A 21,263-nucleotide genomic window follows, 5' to 3' on the forward strand; every position below is an offset into this window, starting at 1 on the left:
GCGGGTGTCGAATGGGTCTTGTGGATAAATGAATTCGTAGCCGCAATGTCTGATCTTGGCATCCAGCGGCTTCTAATAGTAGGAAGCAGTCCGGTAAAGTCACGTCCGAAAGACTGGGAAAAAGCCCTAACCGATGACCAATGGTTAATTCAGGGCCAATTCTCAGCCTTTCGGGCCAATGAGGTTGCCATCTGGGCATTTTTGAAGTGGGACAGTTGGACAAATGCAGATCGAACCCCCCAGAGGGGCTGCGAAAATCTGTCACCCGATGAAAACATGGCTGATCCGGCTAATTTGCTAGACCCGAGCAACCCAGACGACCGACACTCAGAAAACGGCTGCGCCCATCGCCCTCCAGAAGCAACCTCACAATTGTGAAACGCTGCACTGACAAACCTCGCAAGGATGCGTGGTGACCGGCGATCAACAACAGTTTTCGGGATGGGCCAATCGCATCAGAGCGGAGCATCGATCATGGAAGATTTCACCCAGTCGCAACACGATTCGTTGCAGAGCGAGCTTTTTCTCAAAGGTTTCGCGTCTGCATCGACTGAACAAATGCTGGGGCGAACCACCTCTATCCCGGCCAACTCGCCGATCGAGTTTCGAGTGGTCCGCCCCGGTTCACCCGTGCGTCGCCTGCGGTTGACGGGCAATCGCTACACGTTCGGCAGTGGTGATGGTTGCTCGATTCGCCTCGAAGACGAATCGCTTCGACCGATGCACGCGGTGATGCTTCGCGACGCGCACCGCGTCTTGATGCGAGCCTATTCGATCCCGCTGGAACTCAATGGCGATCGCGTCACCGAATCGGACCTGCGCGTCGGCGATGTGATCCGGATGGGAGACTATCGCTTCGAATTGCTTGATGCCCCGATTCCCGCGGATGACCGCCCTCGGATTCGGCCGCGTCTCACACAAGCGTCCTCCACACATCGCCCACCCGCGAACGATTCGTCGGCGATGCGTGAACGGCTAGCAGAGCTGAGCCAACAATGGCATACCCGCCATGCCGAATGTGAGATCCGTGAAACACGCTGTGACAACCGTGAATCGGCTCTGCACGGCCGTGAAACAGAACTATGGAAACGCGCCAGCGATCTACAGAGACGCGAATCCAAACTTGTCGCGCAAGAAGCCGCTGTCCGCGAAATCCAGCAAACCTACGAAGCGGCTCAAGACGAACTCAAATCGCTTCGTCAACGCGAACAAGCCGCCGGGCTGGAACTGGCAGCCAAGGAAGCGGAGCTCGAGCAACTCCAAGATAAACTTGTCGAACGTCAGCAAGAACTCGAACGACGGCAAGCGGAATGGCAGAAACGCGAAGAACAATACGCCGAACGCGCCGCCGAAGCTCAGCAACAACTCGAAAAGTCTCAGTCCCAGGCTAAGTCCGCCAGCGATGCGATCGGTCGAATGCGAACCGAGTTCGCGACGCTAAACGAGCAGCTGACTGAATTGCGCGAGCGTCACAGTTCGCTACAACAACGCGAACGCGACGAACAAGAAGAGCACGAACGTTTGCGAGCCGAACTTGAATCGGCCCGTGACCAAGCAATTCGCGCCCGAGACGAGGCGATCGAGGCCCGCGCGATTAGCGAAGCCGCACGCGCCGCGAAGGAGACTGAACTCGATCGCGCCGCCGAAACCCTGGCTTCGACACGCCGTGAACTCGAAGATCTTCGTGAAGAAAGCCAAGCGGCGCAGAAAACACTCGAAGATAAGCTGCAGTCGATCGGCGACGAATTGACTCAGGCTCGCGACGATGCCAAATCTGCTCACCAGCAATCCGGTGAATTCCAAGAACTGCTTGAGATCGCCGCGAACAAAGAAACCGATTTGGAGCAGTCGGTTGCCAAATTCGAAGACCAAGTCGCGGAGTACCAGCTTGAACTCGAAGCGATTCGCAAGCAAGCCGCCGAGGACCAGCAGGCGGCTGTTCGGGAGTGCGAGAAAACTACCGCTCGTATCGCGGAGCTTGAACAACAGCTCGCCGATCTCCGCGAATCCAACGACGATCAAGCGTCCCATTCTGACGAACGCGTTTCGCAGTTGCAGGAACAGTTTGAAAACGCAGAAAGCGAACGTCTGACCGCCGAAAATAATGTCGCCTCGCTTCGAAGCGAGATCGCTGAGCTTAACGAAAGCTTGGCCAAGGCGAAGCAGGAAGCCGACCGATGGCAAGGCGAATTTGATGGCGCTAATGCTTCGATCCGACAGTTGGAGTTACTCGTCGATCAAAACCAAAACTCGCAAACGGCACAGCAAGATTCCTGGGTGATGGAATCGGAGCAATTGCAGAACACCATCAACGAACTTTCGATCCAGCTTTCGGGCGCGAATGCCGAACTGTCGCAACTTCGTGATGCCAATGACGCACTCACACGTCAACTCTCCGACGCGAACTCGGAACCGGAAAACACGGCAGGCAACCCGATCGAGTCGCAGCGGTTCGCCGAACTTGAATCCGCATTGCAGCAAGCCCGTGAGGATATCGAACTCCTGAAGAACTCTCATGCCGAAACGGTCGCCAAGCTTGAATCCGATCGTGAGGCGAGTGAGTCGGCGTTGCGCGAAGAAATCCAACAGCTTCAAGATGAGATCGCCGCCGCCCAAAAAGCTGCCACCGAAGCAAGTGAATTCGCCTCAACGGTAATCGAAGACGATGCGCCGACTTGGTCGGATGAAACCCAGCCGCAATCACCGGAACGACAACATTCCGACGTGACAGGCGAAACCTTCGAGGACACGGCGTCGTCTGACGATCGGTCAGGTGAAGACGTAGAAATGTCCGACGCAGAATCTTCGGATGCAATTTCTGCCGAACTACAGGAAGCGGAGGAGATGGCCGCCGCGAGTGTCCCGGCTGCGGAAGCCTACTATGGTCAGGACACTGATTCGGTCATCAACCTCGATTCCGTTGTGTTGCCAGACTCAGATGCGTTGTCAGACTCCGAGGAGATCAGCGGGGGCCAAGAATCGACCGACGCCGAAGCTTCTACAGAAGAAGACTCACCGCACTGGCGAACCGACGGCGCTAGCGAAGACAATGTCGGTTGGCCGGCCGCGTCGGCTTGGAGTGATCAAACACCTTCGGCGGACGCCTTAGATGCAAACTTATCTGGCACGCCTGAGGCGGACCAACCGCACTGGACCGATGAATCGCCCGAGCAAGCGATCTCGGGAGCGATCGATGATCTGGAGCATCGAGTCCAACAGGCGATCGAGTCGGAAGACGCTGGACTCGAAATCGACGCTATTGAGAATGATGCTTTCGAACCCGGTGACGAGCCGGTCGGTCAGGCTGACGTCGACGATCAAGCATGGACGGACCGTGAAGACAACGTCCAGACGATGGCCGGTCGTGACGACCAGCTTCCGCAATACGATGTCTCATCCAACGAACTGATCGATCAACAATCCGCGGACTCCGAAGCACTTGCCACATCGGTGACAACGGATACTGATCCCGATCAAGATCAACCGTTGTCTTGGTCCGACTTCATGCCGGGCGAAGCAAGCCAGGCGACGGGGCAATTTTCGTCGGACGGTCTCGCTCCCGAAGATGCCGAAGGGTTAGCGGAACAGACATCGGAAGCGGACAGCGAGATACCAGCTGAAGCACCCGTTGATTCGATGGACGAAGCTTCTGCCGAAGTTGACCCCGCCGAAGACTCGGTTGTTGATGTCACCAATCCCTGGCAACCGCTTGACTTACAAGCCGATAGCGATGAATTAGGTAAGGACGATCAGCCAACTCAAATGTGGCAATCAGAAGCTTCCAAAGATGCAGTCCCGGCGGAAGATCTAATAGAGAACCCGAGCAGCGATTCGCCGGTCGGCGGACTTGCCGAAATGCTGATCCGAGACCTCGATGCCGAACGTGAGCAGGAGCACTTCGTCAGTGAAGGTTCGGTAGATCAAGCTGCTATCGAGCAAGAATCGGAGAATGATCCGACGTTTGTGATGGCGGACCAACCCGGCGAATCAGACGGTGGTTGGAACTTTGCGTCGTCGCAAGAAGAGTACCAACGCGACGAAGAAAACACCGATGAGACAGCCGAATACGATGAAGAATCTTCGCTCGAAGCATCACCGGATACGGCAGCGTTGAACACCACGCCGACCGTAGCCGCGGCGGAACCGGCCCCCGAAGACGATTCGATCGAAGCTTACATGAGTCGGCTGCTCCAACGTGTTCAAGGTGGTCCCGCGCCCGCTCCCGAACCGGCACCCAAGTCCGACGGCAAGGCACCGGCGGTCACGGCCGAAAGTAAGCTGAAGCAATCAGACTTCGAAACGACGTTCGATTCACAAGCCGATGAACCCAAGTCGGCAACGAATGAACCGAGTGTCGCCGCCCCACTGGTTCCAAGGTCTCAGGCGCCCGAGCTCAAAAAGAACTTGTCGGCGATGCGTGATCTGGCGAACCAGTCGGCACGCAATGCGGTTGCCCGAAGCATCCGGATTCAAGCTCGCGACACACAAATGAACGCCCTTTGGAAAGCACTGCTGGCAGGTGCGTTCGTGCTGATGGCGATCGGCGTCTTTATCTTCGTCAGTTGGTCATCGACGATCAAATTGGTGATGATTGGAGCGTTCCTAACGCTCTCAGCAGTGTTCGGACAAGAAGCCTTTGTTCTGGCTCGAGACGCTCGACGTCGATTGAAACTCGCCGATGGAACGATCGACAGCGATGACTTAGAAGGTGCCGAAGAGATCGCCCAAGAACTCCGGCGTATCGCTGAGTCAGGCGAAGACCAGGAATAGGTATCGTCGCGTTCTCAGTCAAGTCAGAGACGGCCTTCCGTTAATCGAGTGCTTTGTCAGCATCTGAAATGAGAATCAGCCGATTGGCGTTAGCCACGGTTTCGGTGCAATGACCTTGGCTAATACCATTCGGCTGGTTCTTCGTCGGACGGCAGTGGCCACCGCCAATTGGCTGTCCTTCGCTTGAGAAACCGAGGGCAACGTTGTTCGGATGATCTTTGGTGCAGGCTTAGACGATGAGGGAATCGGTTTCCATAAAAAAACGGTTGAAGGGCAACGCCCCTTCAACCGTTGATTCAATTCATGACATCAAGGTCTGAAGTCCGGAACTACGCTTCAAACTCGATATCAATGTTGTTCTCATGGGCGGCCGATCGCAGTTTAGCCAACGCTCGCACCTCCAGTTGGCGAACACGTTCTTTGGTCACGCCCATTTCCTCGCCGACCTCTTTGAGAGTCAGAGGTTCGCTCCCGCGTTCGAGTCCGAACCGAGCCGCAATGATTTTTTGCTCACGCTCGTCCAACCGATTGAGAATCTTTGAAAGTTCACGCTTTCGGTTTCGCTGGACCGTTTCTTCCATGTATGGATCGACGCGCTCATCCTGCCGCGAGAGAAAGAGCTCCTCCGTGGTGGTTCGGAATCGATCACGATGCTTAAATTCGTTCGGAATCGTGCGCGCGAAGTTCTTCATGATCGCCCACGAGGCGTACGTGCTGAACTTGTTACCGCGAGAGTAATCAAATTTCTCGACCGCACGAATCAATGACATGTTGCCATCACTGACGAGTGCGAAAAAGTCTTCCGAAGTCGAAAGGTGGCGTTTGGCGATCGAGACGACCAATCGCAAGTTGGACTGCACGATTCGGTTTTTGACTTTAACGGCCTGCTCGTACAAATCTTCGATCTCATTCATGATCGCCGATTTACCACTTGCCTCGTCGCCAATTGATTCGCGTAGCTTGCTAGCCTTGTGCTTAAGGTAGTTCATCTTTCGGAACAGATGATACTCCTGTTCGCGCGACAGCAATGCGACGTCGTAAAGCGAGGCGAGGTAGCGAGGCAGATCACTCGGGACGCGTACCTTACGCTGCTCACCGGACTCGACCGGTTCGTCACCCATGAACTCTGCTTCACGAGCCGTGTTCTCAAAGTCCTCGTTATAGATGTAATCCAGTGGGAGTTCGAAAATCCGCTGGCGGCGCATCTCGATCAAGATTCGTTGAATGCTGGTGCGTGTTCGTCGGAATCGACGGCAAAGCTGAGCCAACGTCACTCCGCCCAGATACTGATGAAAGATCGAACGCTTGTCGTCGTCGGTTAGGACCCCTCGATGATTGGGGAAGATCGCGATCGACGAATTATCGGCATCGAAATTTTTGAGGGTGTAGCGGATCGTTTCGGCGCTGCGTCCCATCTGGTCGGACAACAACCGAGTGACATCGGCTAGCGCGGCGCCGCCTTCAACCAGTTGACGTGCGCGTTCGATGATTTCGCCCTTTTCGTCTTCGCTCAACTGGCTGAAACGCTCTCCGCGCTGAATCTTTTCTTTGTTGCGAGAGACGAATTGTTCGACGCTGCTGTTCAGAAAACCGACGCGTTTACGTCCGCCAAACAGCAAACGGCGGCTCACTAGTCCGGACTCTCGCCAGCGACTGATGGTTTTGGTCGAAACATTAAACTGGCGGCTTAGGTCCTGAACCGTGTGAACTTGTTCGGCGATTTCTTCGACGGAAAGCTCGGCCAGTTCGCTGAGATCTTCGATCAATAAACGCAGGTCGTGCGAAAGATCGGCCGACGCGATATTGTGCCGACTCGATTGATCGGGGCGGTAATTGGTAATTCGATAACACAGGTAGTCGTACGCGTAATCGCGACCGTCCTCGATCTCGCTGAGCAACGTCTCCGTCGCCGCGGCTTGCTCGATTAACTTCGTCTTCTGATTGAAACGAAGTTGGTCACGAAGCTCCTTGATTTTGCTATCGCGATAATTGTTGTGCATCACTGTGGTCTCCCAGCGCTTTTGGCGTCGGACTGGCCAAAATTCCCTGCGATCCCGGCGGATCGCCCAGCCCATTCTGCCTCGGTTGCCCGGGTTCACCTGTCTCCTCCAGGTGATTCGGTCATTTGCTCCAGTCCCTCGATGTCCAGAATTTCGCAACTCTGTCGACACCTTTGGTCACCGGCTCAAACGCCAGTTGCCGACTCCGTGTCAGCAAGGTCTGCATCCGCCTGAATAAGAGCGAAAAAAATCACCATTATCCATACTTGGATGCGTGTTTAGACGATTCAATCCGCCATCCGGTTCACGTCTCCTAATCTAGGAAGCGCCGAAACGCAGCGTTCTTACATCAAAAAACGGAATCTAGCACCATTTTTCCGACAAAAGGCTGCTGCGAACCGATTGGCAGCGGTTGTCTTCGTCTAAGACACCACGTAGGAAATTTGGGGCCAAATGGCCTGGGATCGAGGGCGAAAAATCTACGTTTCGTCGCTAAGTCGTTACGCAACCACGATTTGAAATTTTCTGGCCGAATCCTCCGACACCCCCGGGGGCGTCAAAAGTGTCCAGTTGGGTGTAAATATTTCATGCGGCGTGCACAAACGGCAGTCGCAAGCCGGAAACTGGGGTCGTCAAAACGATCGCCCTTGACTTTGACGGACGCGAAATTTGTGCGGCTGATTTCGAAGGGGAGGTTGGACGAATCGGTTGGTTCGGACAATTCGGTTGAATCCAACACTTTCGAGCGGTCGATCTTCCTTGCGTGCATCATGGACCGATGCGATTGACAGTGAGACCAACGCCACGTCGACGAAGAAGAGTAACGGATGACTTCGATGGAACGCCCTCGTCCCAGTTCACCTCGTCTCAGTTCACCGCAATGCAGCTTCGGCGGTGACCGCTCCACCCGACGCTCGTTCCTAACCCGGGCCAGCGCGATCGCCACTGCGAGTGCGCTGTTTGCTCAGGTTGCTTCGGCAGACGATTCAGCTCAAAGCGAGACCCCTGTTTCGATCAAAGTCGACCGTCACCGGCTGATGCGGTGCCGTTTGGAACTCGAGGTCAAAGGCAATGTGAAGGTGCCATCTGACCCGGTTCAATCGAAAAAGACGAAGACAGCGTTACCAGTGAACTCGACCGCGTCGCTTGACTATGAAGAGCGATTGTTGTCCCCCGAGGGGACGGTCGAGGAATCGGAAGTCGTTGCCGCCGAACGCTTCTACCACACCGCCTCGAATTTGAGTGTGCTCAATAAAACGTCGGTCGAACATCAACTACGCGAATCAATGCGGCACGTCATCGTGCGCCGCGAAATGCTTCCCGAAGTGGTTTATTCTCCGGAAGGCTACTTTAGGCACGATGAATTATCGCTGCTAAAAATTCCTGTCTCCAGCGTCGCGATCGATCGGCTGTTACCGGCGCAAGCGGTGATCAAAGGCGATCGATACGAGTTAGATTTGGAATCCTTGCGATCGGTTTTGAATCTCTCGACACTCGAAAGCGGAAAAGTCGAAGCGGTTGTCTCGGCAATCGATGACGGCAATGTTCGCTTTCAGATCGAAGGCGATGTCGAAGGGTCTGTCGATGGCGTTTCCACTCGGATGCGTCTACTTGGCAAGATGACTTATGATCGATCGGTCAAGGCATGCACGTGGTTGGCGATGGCACTTCATGAGACTCGCGAAATCAGTCGCGCCGAACCGGGGTTCGATATTCTCGCCAAGGTTCGTTTATTACGTCAGCCACTCGAACAACCCGTCCGTCTCCCGGCCGAAGCCCACGTCGTCGACTTCGAAAACCCGCCACCGGAAAATCGATTGTTCGTCGAATTGAAAAGTGATCACTGCCAAGCCGCCGTGATGATGGATCGTCGTTGGCGAATGATCAGTGATGATCCGGGGCAATGCGTGATGCGTATGGTCGAGCACGACAACAGTATCGCACAATGTAACCTTCGCAAATTGACCGACCTGCCTGCCGGCAAGCATCTGACCCTCGAAGCATTCGAAGCCGACGTTAAACGCACGTTGGGGAATCAACTGGTGCAGTTGGTCGAAGCTGATCAAGGACTGTCGGCACTGGGGCTGCGAATCCTCCGCGTCGTTGCCGATGGAGAAACACAAGGTGTGCCTGTCCGCTGGATCATGATGCACTTTTCCGATGACACCGGAAAACGAGTTCATTCAACATTTACGATGGCTGGCCAGAAAGTGGAAGACTTCGCCGGCTGTGATGCCCAGTTCGGGGACTCGCTGCAGTTTCTTAGTTCTGGTAAAGGCGAATTTAAGTCGGCCGATCCGACAGCCCAAGCTTCCGCCGAAAAGCAGACGAGTCCCATTGTCGCTGAGCCTAACGACGCGTCGTTGGAGTTGAGTGCCCCCGAGGCGGAAATCGCGACGAAGCCTCCGCAAAGTGCGAGCGATTTGAAGTAGCCGCGGGACCGATCCGCCAGGACCGAGCCGTAGCGGAAGCCGCCGAGGCTTTCGGCGGTAGGACCGATCCACCGGTGCCAAGTCTGGTGGACGGCTCGGTGGCGGACACGTTTGGACCCGCCAAAACAGCTAAAACCGAGCGAAGAAAACGCTTCGCGGCGGAAAAATGCGTCCATTGCGGGGCAAAAGTGGGCTGTCTGGGCCGATCTGGCCTGCGCAGACCAAGAAATTGCCGAAAATCTAACTAGACTTTGCGTGTCACTTGGCGACTGCGGTCGAGGGATCCGCTTCGCCGAAACGCATCGAACGACTTTTCAGCTCCAATCAGACGTCACCCCGACTGAGTCAAACGCCGCTAGAGGCCACTCCATGACCACCATGAATTCCATGCGTTCTGCCTCCCAACACTTGATGCGACGGGTCGGCCGAAAGGGACTCTCGGCACTGCTCCTAACGCTCACCACCGCGACTCCGGTGTGTGCACAAGAAACCGACACGAGCGGGTCAAGTGAGCAACAGACGGCGTTTGCCCCCGGCGTGGTAACGGTCATTCCGGGTGCCGCGAATCCGGACGAGACGTTCGACGGTCCGCTGGCATTGCAACGCTTCATCCAGTCGCACCCCGAGCTCGAATGGGATCCGACAACTTTCGAAAACGGGCGCCCGCACTTTGATCCGCGATCACGAACGCTGATCGAAATGGCCAAGCAAGTGGTGTTGCGGCGCGAGATTTACTGCTTGGAATTTTCGTTCAAACCGTTGCGGCAAATTTATGTTGACGTGCCATTGGCTGGTGGTCAGGTGCAACGCAAATTGGTTTGGTACATGGTTTACCGGGTTCGGTATCGGGGGAATGACTTGCGACCGGCGGCGGACGAAGTCGGCGGTTCGAAACTGTACACAAGGCTGGAAGCGGTGTCCTATCAGTCACGACGGTTCTTTCCACTGGCCACGCTGAAGGACCAAGTTAGCGAGCGCGAGTATCTGGATCGGGTGATCCCGAGTGCAAAGCCTGTGATCGCCGCCCGTGAACGCATCACCGCGCCGCTTTACAACAGTGTCGAAGTTTTTAACCAACGCATTCCGTTGTCGACCGACCAGGACGCGCCGGGGGTTTGGGGTGTCTTGACGTGGATGGACGTTAATCCGGATGTCGACTTCCTTTCGCTATACGTCTCCGGACTGACCAATGCATTCGAAGAAGACGGGGAAGGCGAAGACGCTCCCTATCGTCGCAAGATGTTGCAATTGAATTTCTTCCGACCCGGCGATGCGATGAATCAGACTGCCGATACGATCCGCTTCGGCATGCCTCCTTACAGCAACGAAGAAGAGCACGCTTATATTTTGGATCAGTACAACGTCGAAGAACTCCGCAACTATCGCTGGGTGTTCCGGTCGATCAAATGAGCGTCGTTCTCGAGCCGCTCATCAAGTCGCTCACGTAAGTCAGCCAGCACCTTCGTCATTGATTCGTCATCGGCGAGGTTCGTAATTTCGCTCGGATCGGCGTCCATCTGATAGAGCTCTTCCGATCCGTCTTGATAACGGATGTAATGCCAACGTGGGGTGCGAAGCGATGCGCCTTTGTGCAGTGACAACGCGTCGGGACGAAGCTCGTGATCTTGGTCCTCGATGACCGGAAGCAAGCTGGTTCCTTGGGCGGCGTCAGGCACGGGAACGTTCATCAAGTCGCAGACGGTCGGATAGAGATCGACCAACTCGACCAACGAGTCAGACCGACCGGCGGGGACGCCCGGTACGCTGGCGATTAAGGGAACACGCACAACTTCCTCGTGCAGGTTGCTCTTCTGCCACAAACCGTGTTCGCCCAGGTGATAACCATGGTCACTGGTGAAGATGACGGCGGTGTCGGTGGCGTAACGTGATTGTTCTAGGGCCGTTAATAGGCGTCCGACTTGGTGGTCCATAAAACTGACGCTGGCATAGTACGCCGACCACATTCGCTTTTGGTTGTCGGGATAGTCGCCGATCGGATTGCGATCGTTGTGTGTTCCGGCTAACCCGATCTTGGGAATATCGCTAGTATCGTCGTGCCAATTGCCTGGCATCTCAATCCGTTCGATTCCGTACGGATGAAAGTAATCGTTCGGCGCGACCATGGGATAGTGAGGGCGAACCAAACCGACAGCCAGAAAGAATGGCGCACGATGATCTTCCTGCAAAATCTCGATCGCTTTCGTCGTCGCTTTGTAATCGGCTTGCTCGGTGCCATCGGTCGTGGTTTTGACGGAAACGAACATCCGGTGGGGCATCCGTGTTGACTGCCGACCGAATAAGTCGTCCGTCACAATGTTTAGATTCAAACACGCGTATTCGCCGGGCGTGTGTGCTTCCGGACCCGGAGCGTTGTAACGCCGGGTCCAACAAGCTGCGATGTCCGGACCATCGGTTCCGGCGATGATGTCGCCGGGGACTCGCATGTGAAAGATCTTCCCCACTCGGATCGAACTCGCTTGGTGCTGTCGCAATTGTTCTCCCAGAGTGATGTTTTCACTGTCTCGGTATCGACTGTGCATAAATGAGGTTCGAGATGGCGCGCACCACGTTCCCTGACAATACGCTCGCTCGAACACCGTCCCGCGGCTTGCCAAATGATCCAGATGCGGCGTTCGGCAAACCTGATCACCATAACAACCGAGGACGCTTGCCTTCAGGTCATCGGAAACGATCAGAATGACATTGCGAATTGGTTTGGGGGGCTTGCCAATTGCATCCGAACTAGGAAAAACGATGACCTGGAAAACGGCCGTGGCCAGACAAAACAAAGATGATCGCGATAACATAGGGAATCCGTTGAAACACTCACCCTGTGGAAGCAAACTCAATACGTGAAGCGGCTATCCGAAACTAAAAGTGTTCTCGATTGTTGGCACGCATGTGCGAACGCATCTCAATCGAATTCCCGTTTGGAACAAACCGTTCGCCACAGGATCCGCTTTTCGCCAGGGTTGATGGCCCAGCCCGGCGTTAGTGACTTCGGCTTACGATCTCCGGATAGGACTAAACTTGACGGACAGTATAGACCGAGTGGCGCAAGCTCGTGCGGCAAGCGGCCATCCCGTTCACCCCGATCAATATTGCGATGACCGACACCAACGAAGTGACAAACTGGATCGAGCAGGTCAAGGACGGTGACTCCCATGCCGAACTGCAGATTTGGCAGCACTACTTTGAGCGTTTGGTCCGAACCGTGCGACGAAACCTGCGCGGTCAAAATCGAGCGATCTCCGATGAAGAAGACATCGTCGCGAGTGTCTTCGAGAGCTTCTATAAAGCCGCCGAAGCCGGGCGTTTCCCAGACCTGGCCGATCGAGATGAACTGTGGCGATTGCTGCTGAAAATGTCCGCACGCAAGGTCATCGACAAGCGACGACACGACCAGCGTCAACGCCGCGGCGACGGTGCGATCGCGCAGTCATTGGCGAGCCCCGATGGAGAGCAGCTATTGCAAATCGTTGGCGACCATCCCACCCCGGAGATGATCGCGATGATGACCGAAACCATAGAGCAACTCCTGCAATTGCTTCGCGGCGGCGAGCTTCAGGAGATCGCGATCGCAAAGTTGGACGGACTCTCCAACGCGGAGATCGCTTCGAAACTGAATTGTTCCGAACGTACCGTAGAGAGGCGTCTGCACCTCATTCGTGAGAAACTGCAACAACAGCTTTAAGATCAATTCGGAAATCGAGTTGATTGTCGTCGCCGGTGTTTCAGATCACGGCAACGTCATATGCCCATTCTCGTCGAGTTCCGAAAATGGATTGTAAGCCAGCTCCCAAAGATGTCCGTCTGGGTCAGCAAAGTACCCCGAGTACCCACCCCAAAAAACCTTTTGTGGTTGCTTAAGCGGTGCGGCGCCACTGTCAATCGCATGGGCAAACGCGGTGTCGACGTCAGCCTCGGATGCGAAGTTTTGTGCCAAAGCAACGCCTGCGAAACCAGGCTTCGAATCTTCTACTTGCGCATCTTCGGCCAATGCGGCACGTCCAAACAATCCCAACACGGTTCCGTTGGAGTAGAAGAACGTCACACTTTCATTGGACGCCGTTGATCGTTTCCATCCCAAGCGTTCGTAGAATTCGGTCGACGCGGCGATGTCAGCAACGCCCAGCGTGATCAGGTTCACTCTTGAAGGCAGTTTGTTCATCGGTGGTTTGGATGAGGTAGCGGGATCCTGATGCTAAAACAGACAATCAGGTCGTCAATGAACACTAATACGTAAACGTGATTCCATAGTGCAAGCCGTGCCAACTTACATCGCTATACACAGGCGTTTGATCGTTGGTGCCGAAAGCATCCAGCGTGTTTGACTGCGGTAAAATCGCGGCGACGTCGTCAAGGATCAAGCCTTGGTAGGCGACTTGAATCGTCCAGTATCGCCCGATCGCGCCGGACACACCGAATTCCAGGTCGACCAGATTGGAATCGATGTCGTCATCGAATGTGATCGAAGTATTCCTCATCGTTGAGAAACCGCGAACGTCGTTATTTAGAAACGCGTACTTGCCACAGCCAAAGAATCGGAAAACGCCATTGGTCCAAATCATTCCTTCCAGTCCGATTTGGCCGCCGGTGTACTCGTTGTCTGATTGAGAGAAAAAGCCATCCCCGGAGATGCCACCGAGATGATTGAAGTGTTCTTTGACACCCAACCAACGGACACCTCCGATCAATTTCAATCCGGCGATCGGGCGATACCCGAGGTTCCATTCGACCGAGTCAAGATTCGACCGCAATGAAAACTCTTCGGATGGTTCCGGCGTCGCGGGAATCGTTTTGAAGAAGACAGGAACGATATTGGTTGTCGGCAGCGTCGATGCATCCAAAATTTCGTAAGCGACTTCCCCGCCGACTTCATAATATGTCAGTTCGGTATCGAGTCCCGGTACGACATGTTCGCAAAGATTGAAAAGTTGGATACTGTAGCGAAAACCGCTCTCCATTTCGGGATCCAGGAAATCGCTGGTCGCTAAAACTTGTGTCAAACCATCGTCATAGACCATTGGGAATGGGTCGTCGGCACTTCGTTGCAGCGAGATCCCGCCGAATTCGAATCCCAATAGCGGCCCCAGGCGAACATCCGATGGCACATCGAAAAGGCTTGCCGTGGGGAGGTTTTCGGCGTCCATGTTGGGAAGCTGGAAACCGGCAGCAGGAAGCTGCTTGGGGACCATCCCGAACACTGCGATGAGTGAGGCCAGCAGAATGCCCCAAGCCTTCGAACGCACGAGGCGACCGCGCTTCATACGACGGCCTTTTGAATTGACAACCGAGTCCGATCCGGCGTGGCCCGCTTCCATGCTACATCGATTCCGAAAGAGAGTATGACGGCACCCACGTCGCCACATCTCCATCGGTGACAACGCCATGTTGTAACCATGTCGGTTTGCTCCCCTCCCCAGAACGATGTTGATCTCGCTCGACACGGCAGAAAGTCGTCACGACAGCCCCTTTCCGTCGTAATCGCTACATTTTGACTGCCCCGGTGACGGCCCCCACGGCATTAAAGGCCGGCCCAGCGGTGGTCGCCGACGGATCACGAGTTGGCGCACACCGGTTTCCGAATCGGTTCTTCGCGTCGAGCACTCATGGGGATGAGCAGGTGAAGTATCCTTTTGACGTCTTAAAGTTTCGAATCCTTCCGGAGTTTTCCCCAATGCTACTTCACCGATTCGCTGTGGTTGCAGTCGCTTCGCTACTCGTCTTGCTTCTGCCCCCGACCACAAAGACGGTTCAGGCTGATCCGCCGCAGCGTCTTGCGCTTTGGGAGGACGGCGCACCGGGATCACGGGCGCGGATGCATGAACCAGAAAAGCTAAACGGCAGCAATGTCACCAATGTCCATCATCCGTCGATCACCGTTTACCTTCCGGCTAAAGATCAAGCCAGCGGAACGGCGGTTATCATCGCTCCCGGTGGCGGCCACCGGATGCTTTGTCTGGGACACGAAGGTGACTCCCTCGCGAAATGGTTCGCAGATCATGGTATCGCCGCGTTCGTTTTACGCTACCGACTTTCGCGTGAACCAAACTCAATCTACACACTCGAAGGTCATGCGATGGATGACACTCGACGGGCCATTCGTATGGTCCGATCGAAAGCCCCGCAGTGGCAGATCGATCCGGACCGAATCGGAATCCTTGGCTTTTCCGCGGGAGGCGAATTGGCGGCTTATGCGGCGATGAATCCCCAACCAGGCGACCCGAACGCCGACGATCCGATCGAAACACAAAGCAGTCGACCAAATTTTCAGGGTTTGATTTACCCAGGAAAGTCCGGGACATTTACGGTCAACGAAGGAATGCCTCCGGCCTTCATCGCCTATGGCTACAACGATCGTCCGGACATCTCGATTGGAATGGCCGAGGTCTACCTGAAGTACAAGAAGGCGGGCGTCCCGTGTGAAATGCACGTCTATGCGAACGCGGGACACGGATTCGGCTATCGGCCGGGGACGACGACGGCCGCCGGCGATTGGCCGAGACGCTTTGTCGAATGGCTTGCCGATTCGAAGTTACTCGCCAAGAACCCCTAAGAGGCTGCCCACCGGGTTTGTTATAGTAAATTTATGTTGCAACGAACGACTCTTCATCCACACCTGTTAGTCTCATCATGCAGATTTTCCCGACCGAACGACCAATGATCGCGGCTTCTATTGCGTTGACGGCGGTCGTCGTCTTCGTGACGTTCATCCCCGGTCATCGTGTGATCGCTCAAGACGCTGCCGTTCAAGATGCTGCGTCGAAGCGGGATGAGGGCGAACTGGACCAGGAACTTGTCAAGTTCTTCGAGCACTTTCGAGACACGACCCACGAAGAGTCGGCTGCCGAATTGGTCAATCAACTGAATGTTGAGCGAATCTGTGAAGGCGCGGTCGAAAAAGCTGATGTCGAAATCCCTTTGTTGGTCCGGAAAAATCTGCCGTTGATGGCTAAGACACAGTTTCAACACTGGTTTGAGTTGGCCGACGACCGCTGGATGCGATACGAGCTTGTTTACACCAAGGTTTCTCCCGATGGGACGAAGGCCGAAGCGTTGGTCCGCACCTGGGACCAAGACTACGTTTCGACAAGGACGTTCTTTGACCTCGAAAAAGGTGAGCGATGGCAAATCACCGACTGGACTGACTTGACGATTGGAATGTCCAGTCAGTGGATGATGGCGGCGATTCTGCGCGATGGCTTCAGTACCGACCAGCCGAAAGATTTTCAGCATGTGACAAGCATCATGGTCCAGTCGATCACCGCGGTCGCGCAGCAAGATTTTTACCAAGCCGCGTCAACGTTGAAAGAATTGGTCGGCTACGATGTCCCCGAAAGTATGCGATCGTTGCGTTGGTGCTTCACCGCCGCCTGCGAATTGCAGTCCGATGCTAACTATGCACTTGAGGCCGTCGACAAACTCGAAGCTTACGAACCCGATGCCCCGATCATCGAACTGATCCGATGCAACGCCTACTTAGCTCTGGAACAATACGACCGGGTCATCGACGAAGGGCATCGATATATGCAGCGGTTCGGTCCCGACGCCGACGCCTACCACTCGATCGGATTGGCTTATCACGAACTCGGCAAAACAGACAAGGCGATCGAGTGCTTTTTAGCCGGTCTGGATGATACGCCGGAGTCTTATGACATTGTCGAATCACTCGCGATCGCGTTACCTGACGATCGGAAGTCAGAATTTATCGAATATTTCAAAACACTTCCTGACAGCGATGATCAAATCGAAATCCTCGCCGATGCACTGGAGATGGGCGGCGACATCGCGGCACTGGACACGTTGCTGGAGTATGCCAAGGAGGTTCCCGGCGGTGCACCCAACCGACCTTACTATGAAAGCTTGGTGTTGCAAGACCGGGAGCAATACGCCGAAGCAATGGATCGATTGATTCAAGGTCGTGGGATCTTGGATGAAGACGACTACTATCGCGAGTATTACGATCTGCAAATCGTCTCGGTCGCCATTGACATGGGGGAACCGATGAAAGCGTATGAAACGATTCAAGACAAGCAACAAGTCTTCGAGTCACTGCTTGATCATCTCGATGTTCAACGCTCTCTCGGCACCGAAGGAAATGAACACGACGAGAGCACCCAGCCCAAACACGAACCGTCCCAGTACGATGCTTGGATTCAGTCACTGATCGAGCATCACACCGGCAAGTTCCCGGATGACTCTTTGACTTGGACTGTTCTTGGACGCCGCGAGTACTATGCCGAAAACTACAAATCGGCCGTTCGTCACTTACAAAAAGCACTCGATCTGCACCTAAAGCAAGCCGACGAATCGCTCGAGCAAGAAGATGACTATGTGCTTGAATCACTGCTCTCTCAACTAGCCGAATGCCACGCCGAATTGAATTCACTTGAAGAGTTTTTTGATGGTTATCCCGATAAGCAGACGTTGCGGAATATCATCGCCTACAGCGTGGACTACGAATCGGAGCAATATCAACGCGTACTGGAAAAGTACCCAGATAGCCCGGACGATTCCGATGTCGATGGAGGGATCGAATCTCTGTATCTCGCCGAACGCTATGAGGACGTTCTCAAAGCTTGCCAAGAGGCTGATGAAGAAGACGAATATCTCTACACGATGTACGAAATTTGCAGTCTCGCCTACCTGAACCGATTCGACGACGCGATCCTGAGGGCGCGAGGGTTCGACGAAACTCAGCGAGACCTTGGTCGCGCGTTCGTGTATGCAATAAAGAATGATCGAGACCGATTCAAAGCGGCATTTCGCCGAGCATTTTTGCACGGCTACAGCGTCGACTTTATGAAAACCTACATTGCGTTCCCGGAAAATTGGGACTTCCTTGATCAGCTCGAAGAAGGGCTCGTACGCCCCTTCGAATCGTATTCTGAACTACGTCGGCTCGTCTTCCTGACCCGACATCCGTTCGAAGTCAATGCCGTTTCTGTTCATCAAGCGGCGAATTCGATCGGTATCGACCTAACTACAGTCCGTCCCGAAGAACTTGCCGACCAAACCAATGAAGAAAGCTATCTTTGCCAGTTCGAAAAAGGTGCCGTCGTTATTTCGCACCAGGGAAGCGAGTACTTCTTAAAATCAGGGCAGGGGCCCTATCGGGGTGATCCGAAGAATTTGTTCTACACCGAACTCAGTGAAGGGCAAGCGAACACGATCGATCAACACCAGGCCTGGGTCTCGATCGACGTCTATCAGTGGCCTCAAGCACCCGAGATCGAGACTCCTTCTTCGATCCCCGGGGAAACGCTGCAAGTTCTGCTGAACTTGGCCCAAGCGCTGACCCTCGGGGATACGACCGCCGACGATTCCACTGTGGGGAATGCGATCGCTGTCGTCCACGAAGATTCGGCGACATATGTCGCTCCGCTGCCCGACAACTTTTTCGAATCGCTGAAGCAATCTCCCAAGGTCGATACGTTGACCACAATGTTCGAAGAAAACTGATGAACGCTTCCGGTTTTTGTCATGGCAATCGTCACTCGCACGTCCAATCGATGATTCGCTATCGGGCGTTTTATGTCCTCGTGCTAACCGTTGCATTTGTCGGTTGCCGTAAACGCACACCGGTCAATGAGATATCAACTTCTGAAAGCGGAATTCAAGTTCAGGAGTTTGATCGTTCGCTTACCAAAGGCGATTGGAATCAGTGGCGAGGTCCGCAAGGCGACGGTGTCGCGGTCGACCAACCGCTTCCAATCGAGTGGGGCGAATCCAAAAATATTGATTGGGACGTCGACATTCCGGGACGTGGGCACGGCAGTCCGATCGTCGTCAATGACTTGGTCGTCGTTTCTACAGCAATCGATTCGACGGAAGAACAACGCGTCGTTGCGTTCGATCAGCATAGTGGCGAACAGAAGTGGTCTACGGTGGTCCACCAAGGCGGCTTCCCAAGCCGGCGTGATGTTCATCAAAAGGCGACGAACGCGAACGGCACCGTGGCATCCGATGGCAACCTGTTTGTGGTTGCTCACCTGAATCAAAATCGAATCATCGTGTCTGCACTCGATCAGTCCGGCGAGATTGCATGGCAACGCGATATCGGTGCGTTCGCGTCAAAGTTCGGGTACGCCCCTTCGCCGATCCTCTACAAGTCGTTGGTGATTGTCGCCGCCGATAACTTTGGTGGTGGCTACATTGCGGGTTTGGATCTCGCCAGTGGCGAGGTCGCGTGGCGCCGCTCGCGGGGTGATGCGAGTACTTATTCAAGTCCTCATGTCGCGACAGTCGGTGGCATCGACCAGCTGCTGATCGCCGGCGGAAACCGTGTCGCAAGTTATGACCCTGCGACCGGCGAACCACTTTGGGAGACCGAAGGAACCGCGGCATCGACATGCGGAACCGTCGTCACCGCCGGCGAAAAAGTTTTTGCTTCCGGCGGATATCCAGATAAGGAAACCGTTTGTCTTTCCGCTTCGGGCGAACGACTTTGGTCGCAGTCAACGAAGCTTTATGAGCCGTCCCCCATCACCGACGGGAAAAATCTTTTCGGCGTCACCGATGACGGCATCGCGATTTGCTGGTCGGGTGACGAAGGAACCGTGCTTTGGCGTAAACGACTTGGCGGCAACTTCAGTGGATCTCCGGTGCTTTGCAACGGACATCTGTATGTCGCTGACTTGTCAGGAAATACCTATGTCTTCGCGGCCTCTGCCGAAGGCTACCAACCAATCGCCAAGAACCGGTTGGGTGATGATTGCTATGCAAGTCCTGCGATCAGCGACTCTGCGATCTACCTTCGAATCGGAATCGGATCCGGGAACAATCGTAAGGAACGCCTGGTGAAAATTCGCGACACTTCCGGCAAGAGCAGTTAGGAAAAGAGTATCCATCATGAAACGGCGTTTCTTTCTCGCTACCTCGATCGGCCTTTCGTTGACCGGTTTGACACTCGCTGACGATTCGGGATCCGATCGGCGTCGCGTCGCGATCATAGGGCACACGGGGCGTGGGAATTTTGGGCACGGTCTCGATACCGTTTGGACGCTGTTACCCGAAACCAAAATTGTTGGTGTCGCCGATGCCAATCCGAAGGGGCTGGCGAGTGCCCAACAGCGATTGAAGACCGGTCACGGCTATGCTGATTACCGTACAATGCTCAAGGAGGTTCGCCCGGAATTTGTCTCGGTCGCACCTCGCCACGCGGATCAACATCACGACATGATCATCGCGGCGATCGAATCGGGGGCCAAAGGGATTTATGTGGAAAAACCGATTTGCCGAAGTCTGGCCGAGCTCGATGCGATCGTTCAAGCCGCCGATCAACGAGACGTGAAAATCGCGGTCGCACATCGCAATCGCTATCACCCGGTGATGCCGGTTATCAAGCAACTGCTTGACGACGGACAGCTCGGTAAGCTGCTCGAAATCCGTGGCCGTGGCAAAGGTGATCGCCGCGGCGGTATCGAAGATCTTTGGGTGCTAGGCAGTCATGAATTCAATTTAATGCATTACTTTGCAGGCCAACCCGTTTCCTGCTCGGCAACGATCCTGCAAGACGATCGACCCGTCGTCGCGGCAAATGTGATCGACGGCAACGAAGGCCTGGGGCCGATGGCGGGCAATCGAGTTCACGCAACATACATCATGGAAAACGGCGTGATGGCTCGTTACGATTCGATCGCAAACGACCAGACCTCGAAAAGCTACTGCATGCAACTCGTCGGGTCAAAAGGCATCATTACGATTCACATCGATATGACGCCGGTCGCCCACTTCACACCCGGTGATCCCTATCAAGTTCCTGAAAAACCGCGGCCATGGATACCGATCACGACTGCCGGGATCGGTCAGCCAGAATCAAATCCCCAGGCGGTTCGCGATGTTCATCGTCATATCACCGCCGTCCGTGACCTGATCGATGCCGTTGACCATCGCCGTGCACCACTTTGCAGTATCCGAGATGCGGGCGTCACGATTGAGATGATCGCTGCGGTGTTCGAGTCGCATCGTCGGTCGGGGCAAGTGACGACGTTTCCTTTAGAGGAACGTGAGAACGCACTTGCCAAGTTAAGCCGGTAGAGAGCGTATCGCAATCAGG

At 54.8% G+C, this 21,263-nt stretch carries 12 protein-coding genes; 8 read left to right on the plus strand and 4 right to left on the minus strand.

Annotated features, from left to right (window positions below; genetic code table 11):
• The first annotated feature begins 474 nt into the window (after positions 1-474).
• On the plus strand, positions 475-4,770 hold the full coding sequence (locus tag FYC48_RS05155) for a hypothetical protein (protein ID WP_160149330.1): 4,296 nt from the start codon (positions 475-477) through the stop codon (positions 4,768-4,770).
• Between the two features lie 329 nt (positions 4,771-5,099).
• Here the strand turns inward: FYC48_RS05155 and FYC48_RS05160 are convergent, their stop codons facing one another.
• Positions 5,100-6,770, minus strand: coding sequence for a sigma-70 family RNA polymerase sigma factor (locus tag FYC48_RS05160; protein ID WP_149495529.1), 1,671 nt, complete (start codon positions 6,768-6,770; stop codon positions 5,100-5,102).
• An 836-nt stretch (positions 6,771-7,606) separates the two neighbouring features.
• Here FYC48_RS05160 and FYC48_RS05165 point away from each other — a divergent pair.
• Entirely contained in the window at positions 7,607-9,202 is a 1,596-nt protein-coding gene (locus tag FYC48_RS05165; RefSeq protein WP_149495530.1) for a hypothetical protein, read from the plus strand.
• Positions 9,203-9,589: 387 nt separating this feature from the next.
• Positions 9,590-10,612 (plus strand): hypothetical protein, encoded by a 1,023-nt coding sequence (locus FYC48_RS05170; RefSeq protein WP_149495531.1) that lies wholly within the window; start codon positions 9,590-9,592, stop codon positions 10,610-10,612.
• Here the strand turns inward: FYC48_RS05170 and FYC48_RS05175 are convergent.
• A complete protein-coding gene (locus tag FYC48_RS05175) occupies positions 10,582-12,009 on the minus strand; it encodes a sulfatase (protein ID WP_149495532.1) in 1,428 nt (475 codons plus the stop codon). The two genes, FYC48_RS05170 and FYC48_RS05175, sit on opposite strands and share 31 nt — an antisense overlap.
• Positions 12,010-12,308: 299 nt before the next feature.
• Here FYC48_RS05175 and FYC48_RS05180 point away from each other — a divergent pair, with 299 nt between their 5' ends.
• Positions 12,309-12,896, plus strand: coding sequence for a sigma-70 family RNA polymerase sigma factor (locus FYC48_RS05180; RefSeq protein ID WP_149495533.1), 588 nt, complete (start codon positions 12,309-12,311; stop codon positions 12,894-12,896).
• Between the two features lie 45 nt (positions 12,897-12,941).
• Here FYC48_RS05180 and FYC48_RS05185 read toward each other — a convergent pair whose 3' ends face one another.
• A complete protein-coding gene (locus FYC48_RS05185; RefSeq protein WP_149495534.1) occupies positions 12,942-13,373 on the minus strand; it encodes a VOC family protein in 432 nt (143 codons plus the stop codon).
• A 64-nt stretch (positions 13,374-13,437) separates the two neighbouring features.
• Positions 13,438-14,472 carry a hypothetical protein gene (locus FYC48_RS05190; RefSeq protein WP_160149331.1) on the minus strand — a complete coding sequence of 345 codons (1,035 nt, stop codon included), beginning with the start codon at positions 14,470-14,472 and terminating at the stop codon, positions 13,438-13,440.
• A gap of 410 nt (positions 14,473-14,882) precedes the next feature.
• Between FYC48_RS05190 and FYC48_RS05195 the strand changes: the two genes are divergently transcribed.
• The 4 genes from FYC48_RS05195 (at position 14,883) to FYC48_RS05210 (ending at position 21,244) form a co-directional block, all read left to right on the plus strand.
• Entirely contained in the window at positions 14,883-15,761 is an 879-nt protein-coding gene (locus FYC48_RS05195; protein WP_149495859.1) for an alpha/beta hydrolase, read from the plus strand.
• A gap of 104 nt (positions 15,762-15,865) precedes the next feature.
• Complete coding sequence (locus FYC48_RS05200) at positions 15,866-18,667, plus strand: tetratricopeptide repeat protein (RefSeq protein WP_160149332.1); 2,802 nt, start codon at positions 15,866-15,868, stop codon at positions 18,665-18,667.
• Positions 18,667-20,040, plus strand: coding sequence for a PQQ-binding-like beta-propeller repeat protein (locus tag FYC48_RS05205; protein WP_235034074.1), 1,374 nt, complete (start codon positions 18,667-18,669; stop codon positions 20,038-20,040). The genes FYC48_RS05200 and FYC48_RS05205 overlap by 1 nt, the downstream gene beginning before the upstream one ends.
• A gap of 16 nt (positions 20,041-20,056) precedes the next feature.
• The gene (locus FYC48_RS05210) at positions 20,057-21,244 is read left to right on the plus strand and encodes a Gfo/Idh/MocA family protein (RefSeq protein WP_149495537.1); all 1,188 of its coding nucleotides are present in this window, start codon (positions 20,057-20,059) and stop codon (positions 21,242-21,244) included.
• The last annotated feature ends 19 nt before the right edge of the window (positions 21,245-21,263 follow it).

It is taken from the genome of Roseiconus lacunae, from assembly GCF_008312935.1.
Taxonomy (GTDB): Bacteria; Planctomycetota; Planctomycetia; order Pirellulales; family Pirellulaceae; genus Stieleria; species Stieleria lacunae.